Source organism: Bacillus sp. 22483 (assembly GCF_052044605.1).
GTDB lineage: Bacteria > Bacillota > Bacilli > Bacillales > Bacillaceae > Bacillus > Bacillus altitudinis.
On the sequence record NZ_JBQENU010000002.1, the window covers coordinates 454,813 to 460,839 of the forward strand.

Annotated in this window: 8 protein-coding genes, 1 riboswitch and 1 other annotated feature; of the genes, 2 read left to right on the top strand and 6 right to left on the bottom strand. The window is 42.0% G+C overall.

Annotated elements, in window-relative coordinates; all coding sequences use genetic code 11:
* Positions 1-11: 11 nt before the first annotated feature.
* Positions 12-1,109, bottom strand: coding sequence for a glutamate 5-kinase (gene proB / locus ACTJJQ_RS05280; protein ID WP_217967995.1), 1,098 nt, complete (start codon positions 1,107-1,109; stop codon positions 12-14).
* Between the two features lie 56 nt (positions 1,110-1,165).
* Positions 1,166-1,385, bottom strand: a binding site (T-box leader).
* Between the two features lie 43 nt (positions 1,386-1,428).
* Positions 1,429-2,331: a formyltetrahydrofolate deformylase gene (gene purU, locus ACTJJQ_RS05285; protein ID WP_007498809.1), complete on the bottom strand. Its 903-nt coding sequence runs from the start codon at positions 2,329-2,331 to the stop codon at positions 1,429-1,431.
* Between the two features lie 163 nt (positions 2,332-2,494).
* Between purU and ACTJJQ_RS05290 the strand changes: the two genes are divergently transcribed.
* The gene (locus ACTJJQ_RS05290; RefSeq protein ID WP_017359125.1) at positions 2,495-2,680 is read left to right on the top strand and encodes a hypothetical protein; all 186 of its coding nucleotides are present in this window, start codon (positions 2,495-2,497) and stop codon (positions 2,678-2,680) included.
* A gap of 33 nt (positions 2,681-2,713) precedes the next feature.
* Here the strand turns inward: ACTJJQ_RS05290 and ACTJJQ_RS05295 are convergent, their stop codons facing one another.
* Together ACTJJQ_RS05295 and ACTJJQ_RS05300 are read right to left on the bottom strand one after the other, a co-directional pair.
* Complete coding sequence (locus tag ACTJJQ_RS05295; protein WP_025207223.1) at positions 2,714-3,028, bottom strand: DMT family transporter; 315 nt, start codon at positions 3,026-3,028, stop codon at positions 2,714-2,716.
* The gene (locus ACTJJQ_RS05300) at positions 3,025-3,354 is read right to left on the bottom strand and encodes a DMT family transporter (RefSeq protein WP_212361541.1); all 330 of its coding nucleotides are present in this window, start codon (positions 3,352-3,354) and stop codon (positions 3,025-3,027) included. The genes ACTJJQ_RS05295 and ACTJJQ_RS05300 overlap by 4 nt, the downstream gene beginning before the upstream one ends.
* A 66-nt stretch (positions 3,355-3,420) precedes the next feature.
* A riboswitch (guanidine-I (ykkC/yxkD leader) is annotated at positions 3,421-3,530 on the bottom strand.
* 199 nt (positions 3,531-3,729) lie between these two features.
* On the opposite strand from ACTJJQ_RS05300, the gene ACTJJQ_RS05305 reads away from it, so the two are divergent.
* Positions 3,730-4,773, top strand: a complete 1,044-nt coding sequence (locus tag ACTJJQ_RS05305) for a bifunctional transcriptional activator/DNA repair enzyme AdaA (protein ID WP_217967296.1) — start codon at positions 3,730-3,732, stop codon at positions 4,771-4,773.
* 18 nt (positions 4,774-4,791) lie between these two features.
* On the opposite strand, the gene ACTJJQ_RS05310 is transcribed toward ACTJJQ_RS05305, so the two are convergent.
* The gene (locus ACTJJQ_RS05310; RefSeq protein WP_041507405.1) at positions 4,792-5,337 is read right to left on the bottom strand and encodes a GNAT family N-acetyltransferase; all 546 of its coding nucleotides are present in this window, start codon (positions 5,335-5,337) and stop codon (positions 4,792-4,794) included.
* 16 nt (positions 5,338-5,353) lie between these two features.
* On the bottom strand, positions 5,354-5,842 hold the full coding sequence (locus tag ACTJJQ_RS05315; protein ID WP_007498817.1) for a small multi-drug export protein: 489 nt from the start codon (positions 5,840-5,842) through the stop codon (positions 5,354-5,356).
* Positions 5,843-6,027: the final 185 nt, after the last annotated feature.

A 6,027-nucleotide genomic window follows, 5' to 3' on the forward strand; every position in this document is an offset into this window, starting at 1 on the left:
GTTTTCCCTCCTCAGTTTTGTACGTGCTGAACCCAGTGATCTCGGTGAATGACTTCAGGTTTTTCATAAGAAAGCTCATGACTTCGCATCCCTTTAATGCCAAGAAGCTCATCTGAATCATACAATGTTTGTCCTTTACCGACTAATCCGTTTGGACCAACAACTTCGACGACCTCTCCTTTAGAAAATTCACCAGCTACATCAATGACACCAGCTGGAAGAAGACTCCTTCCATTATGCAAAATCGCCGCCTCTGCCCCCGCATCAATCATGATCTTTCCAGAGACTGGTGAGTGGAATTGAATCCATTGGCGACGGTTATTGACTGATGATAAGTCTTGTTCACCAATATATGTGCCGTCCCCTTGACCATCGAGAATGTGAAGAAGCTTGTCTTCCCCTGTACCTGTGCCAATGAAGATTTTAACGCCAAGGGAGAGAGCTGTTTGTGCAGCTGAAAGCTTAGATTTCATCCCGCCTGTTCCAACCTTTGAACCCGTACTCTTCGCATATGAGAACAATTCATCTGAAATGTGAGTCAGCACATCAAACCGCTTCGCATCAGGATTCTCACTTGGATTGGCATCATAAATTCCGTTGATATCTGTTAAAATGATCAATTGGTCTGCATGAATTAAGCCACTGACCAGTGCTGATAACATGTCATTATCACCAAAGGTAAGCTCCTCGATGGACACAGAATCATTTTCATTAATGATCGGTAAAATTTTTCTTTCGAGCAGTTCCATCATCGTTGCGTAAGCATTTCGATATCTTGTACGATCTGAAAAGTCATTACGTGTTAAAAGCATTTGTGCAGGCGTCATCTGAAACTGTGAAAATAGTTCTGTATATTTCTGCATTAACAAGCCTTGACCAACAGCAGCAGCAGCCTGCTTCCCTTTTAAGGTCACAGGTCTTGACGGATATCCTAAACTGCCAAATCCCGCCGCAACGGCTCCTGACGAAATGAGAATGATTTCATGTCCTGCCTCTTTTAGCTTTGCAATGGCTTTGACATGATCCTGCATTTTTTGTTCATCAATGGCTCCCTTTTGCTCTGTTAATGAACTGCTACCAATTTTTATGACGATCCTTTGCTTTTTCATCATTGATTCCCTCCGCTATACCTTTCACCACATAAAAAATCCCTTTTTCTCCTTATGTAAAGGACGAAAAAGGGATTTTCCGTGGTACCACCTTCATTGAATAAGCATACGTCTGCTTATTCCACTCAACTCCTGTAACGCCAGGCATGCGCTTAGATTTTTCCTCTAAGGCTCAAAGGGTAGGTTCAGCAGCTGTCTGCGGCAAATGTTTCAGCATGTCATTTGCTCTCTTTTACACAGCAGGTCCTGCTTACTATTCCTTCTCAACGCTCGTTAATTTTTTTATATTATCACCAATTGCTTCAGAAAAGTCAAGCGGTCAATTAAACACAATCGTTTTATTCTCATGAACAATGATTCGATCTTCCAGATGCCATTTGACAGCTCGGGCAAGCACGCTGCGCTCAATCGTGCGGCCAATATTTTTTAATGCCTCTGCATCATCTCTATGATCTACCCGCTCAATATCCTGTTCAATGATTGGCCCTTCGTCTAAATCATTTGTCACGTAATGAGAAGTCGCCCCAATCAGTTTAACCCCTCGCTCATATGCACGCTTGTAAGGGTTAGCCCCTATAAAAGCCGGCAGGAAGGAATGATGAATATTAATGATTTTGTTCGGGTGCTGTTCGATAAAGGCTGGCGTCAAAATTTGCATGTATCTAGCAAGCACAACCGCATCAATATCATATTCTTCTAATAATGCAAGCTGTTGTTTTTCTGCATCTTGGCGAATGTCTTTATTTGCTTTCACGAAGTGGAATGGAATGCCGAGTGCTTCGACTGTATCTTTTGCCGTTTCATGATTGCTGATGACAACCGCTATTTCAGCCATTAAATTACCGCTTTGCCATTCCCATAAAAGTTCATGTAAACAATGAAGCTCTTTGGACACAAAGATCGCCAGCTTTTTCAGATCACTTGCACGTGACATGCTCCATGTCATGTGAAATGATTGCGCAATTGGCTCAAAACTGCTTTTCAATTGATCTAAGTTGGCAGAAATGTCTTTCCAATCAAATTCAATTCTTAAAAAGAACCGGCCACTCTCATGATCTGTTGTGTATTGACTAGATTCAATGATGTTTGCTCCATGTTCAAATAAAAAAGTAGAAACAGCTGACACAATACCAGGCTGATCCGGGCAGCTGACTAAAAGCCTTCCTTTTTGCTCATGCTTTTGTCTGTGCAATTCAAGTTTCTCTGTAATCAATGTTCTCATGTCTTATGACCTCATTTACATTTTTCATTCTAATGAAATATTATACTGGACTGGAAAGAGAAAAAGCAATTAAGCGTCGTGTTTTTTATTGAATATTCATTCAATTCTGCACCTGGCGTGATATAATATGAATAGACCTTTTATCACAAAAGGAGTGATGGAGATGAAAAACATGACTTTGTTTGGTAAAGTGAGCTTTTGGCTCGGCATCGTATGTCTAATCACGGGCATTTATCTATTTATGACCGGAGAAAGACTCATTCCTTTACTTACATTTGGTGTATGTTTTCTGCTTGTGAGTCAGCTTTACCGCAAAAATGAAAACGATTCCAATCATCATTCGATGTAGCAAAAAGGCTGGCACATGTTTGCCAGCCTTTTCTTATTCAATGATTTTTAACCCGACCGCTGCTGATAAAATGAGTGCGATAAAGAAAATACGTTTTGCGTCTTTCGACTCACCATAAAACATCATCCCAACAATCGCTCCTCCAGCTGCTCCGATTCCTGTCCAAATCGCATACGCCGTTCCCATCGGAATTGTATTCATCGCAAGAGACAGCATCAAAAAGGATAGCGAAAATCCAGCTGCTATGAAGAAAATCCATTTGACATGGCGATCTTTCTGGAATTGATTCATCATGGTGACACAAAGCATTTCTAAGATGCCTGCCCCAATGAGTAAAAGCCAGCTCACGATTCAGCCTCCCCTTTCTTTTCACCTGTGGTCAATTTGAGTCCTAATACACCGCTTAAAAGCACCATGATCAAAAGTATTTTTACTAGCTGTACCGGCTCACCCATGACCATCCCTACTATGACCGTACCGGCTGTTCCAAGTCCGGTGAAAACGGCGTAAAGTGTGCCAACTGGAAGTACAGTCGTGGCTTTCAGGAGTAAATAAAAGCTGACAACAATACAAACGATGGTTGCACTCCATTCCAATATAGAGCCAGCATATTTCAACCCCATCACCCAGCCGACTTCAAATACGGCTGCAATCAAAACATTTCCCCATTTCATTCGATCTCTTCCTTTCTTACCGATTCCAAGCAATAAAAAAAGCCCGGAAATCGATCGTTTGATCAAATCTCCCGGGCTTTTATCCCTCCGTGTCCATACGGTCTATTGTCTAGACCCTATGTGTTTTCTCTCGGTCCAGACTGCGCTGCCCGCACGGAACCCTAGAAAACCAATTCATGATAAGCAGATCTAGCGTAGAGCCGATTCTGTATGAAAAAGTGTATCACACCCTGATATGCCGGTCTACCACTTTGCTTTTCCCCTTCAAATATACTTGTTCATTTTTCGAAAGAAAGTGGATGAAAGCGAAGTATACTAAATGTTAGAAAGAGGAACGACCACATCACTGATATAATAAAACAAGAGGTGGATCAAATGATGATGACCGACGAACAAAAACACGAATTTTATCAAGCACTTGTTGATAAGAATCCGCAATATGACGGCACGTTTTTTGCTGGTATTAAAACAACCGGCATCTTCTGCCATGCCACGTGCACTGCTAGAAAACCAAAATATGAGAACTGCGAGTTTTTCTTTACAGCAGAGGAGGCACTGCTTGCAGGGTATCGGCCGTGTAAGCGATGCACGCCTTTAACATATCCTAACAGCATTCCAGAAGAAGTCAAAACACTTGTATCAGCAGTTGAAGAGAGTCCTGAGAAACGGTGGAAAGAAGAAGATTTTCGCCAATTAGGGATTCACTCTGCAACAGCTCGGAGAAAATTCAAAGAAATCTATGGAATGACCTTTGTTCAATATGCTAGATCACGCCGAATGGGGCTAGCGTTTAAAGAGATTCTGAACGGAAAAAAAGTCATTGATCAGCAAGTCACCTTCGGTTACGAGTCTTCCAGTGCCTTCAATGATGCCTTTACGAAAATCATGGGGAATCCACCCAAAAAGGCGCAAGTCAATATTTTGCATGCGAATTTTATTTCTACTCCGATTGGGCGGATGATGAGCATTTCAGATGCAACCCATGTGTATTTGCTTGAATTTATGGACAGGCGAGGATTAGAAAGAGAAATTGAGAACATCAGAAAAAAACATCATGCCCGTCTTTTAGTTGGAGAAACAAACGTCCATCAGCAGTTAGCAAAGGAATTGGCCTTATATTTTGAAAAGAAACTCACGCAGTTTACTGTGCCACTTGCTATACATGGCACCCCTTTTCAGAAAAGGGTATGGGATCTTCTATTACAGATTCCGCCAGGCGAAACGAGATCGTATCGAGATCTTGCCATCATGCTTGGCGATCCCCATTTGGTTCGGGCAGTTGGAAATGCAAATGGTGCCAATCAGTTGGCCATCATCATTCCTTGTCACCGAGTCATTCAAACAAGCGGTGAACTTGGCGGATATGGCGGGGGAATCGAACGAAAGAAATATTTACTTCAGTTAGAACAGCGTCTATAAAAGAAAAAGCGGCTCTCCTTATGATTCAAGCGAGCCGCTTTTTCCGTCACGAGTAACACTGTAAACATCAATCATTTGATCCCATTTTGAAATGGTTTTTTCTTTTTTCATCCCCATTTTCATTGCTACCTTGACTGACGCTTCATTGTCAGGGCGAATTAAGCTGACCATTCGCCTCACCTTCATTTCGTCAAAACCATACGCAAGACAGCCTTTTGCAGCCTCAACAGCATATCCTTTTCCCCATGCCGATCTCTTTAGCATATAGCCAATTTCAAGCTCTGTTTGTCCTTCGACGTTTTGGAGAACAATTCCGCTTTGACCAAGTGGTTCCTTCGTTTCTTTTTCTTCAATGATCCACAGGGATGTATGAAATGTGCGGTCATTCTTTTGATTCCAAGCAATCCACTCTTTTGTCTGCTTTTCATCCTTTAGTGAAGGATAATACTTCATGACCTCTTCATCTTGGAACAGCTTTTCATATAAAAAAGGCGCATCGTCTTCATCCATTGTTCTCAGTCTGAGGCGCTCTGTTTCAAGCACGATCCGTGTTTGATGTGTCATTTGTTATCCCCCCTGCTTACTTGCTAAAAATATCTCCGAACAACCCATTTGAATCTGGGGCAAAGTAATGGAACCCCGCACCCGTTAAACTAGCAGCTAATGCGGTCCACATGATTAAACTGACCGTCATCCACACAGTGACTTGTTTTCTTTTCGTCCCGAAGCTCATACACATAAAAGCCGCTAAATGACTGCCAATAATAAAAGGACCGATAAGTGCCAAACCAGGGAGACCGTACCGTTCCCAAACCTTTCTGGCTTTCAGCTGTTTTTTCTCTCCTTTTTCATCATGTTTCTCCTCTTTCCTCTTCAGCCACCACGCTTTAAATCGGTCCACGAAGACGATGAGTAGCAAGACGGTAAGAAAGTTGCCGACGAATCCAATAACTGCCGTTGTCACAGGATGCAGACCACTTAAAATCCCCAGCGGAACGACACCAACCACTTCAAAGAAAGGTAAAGCAGCCAATATAAAAACGAGTACATACCCCCATACAATATCCAATCACAGAACCCCTTTTCATTTTTGTCCTCTTCTCATTGTAAAGAAAAATGTGATCCCATATCTACATTTTTTTAGAAAAAGAAAAGCACATCGCAAGAGATGTGCTCCAGATTGTTGACAAAGGGCTAAAATGAACTTTATTTTAGCCCTTTGTCTTCTTTTCAGCGTGATAGAAAACCTTTGCA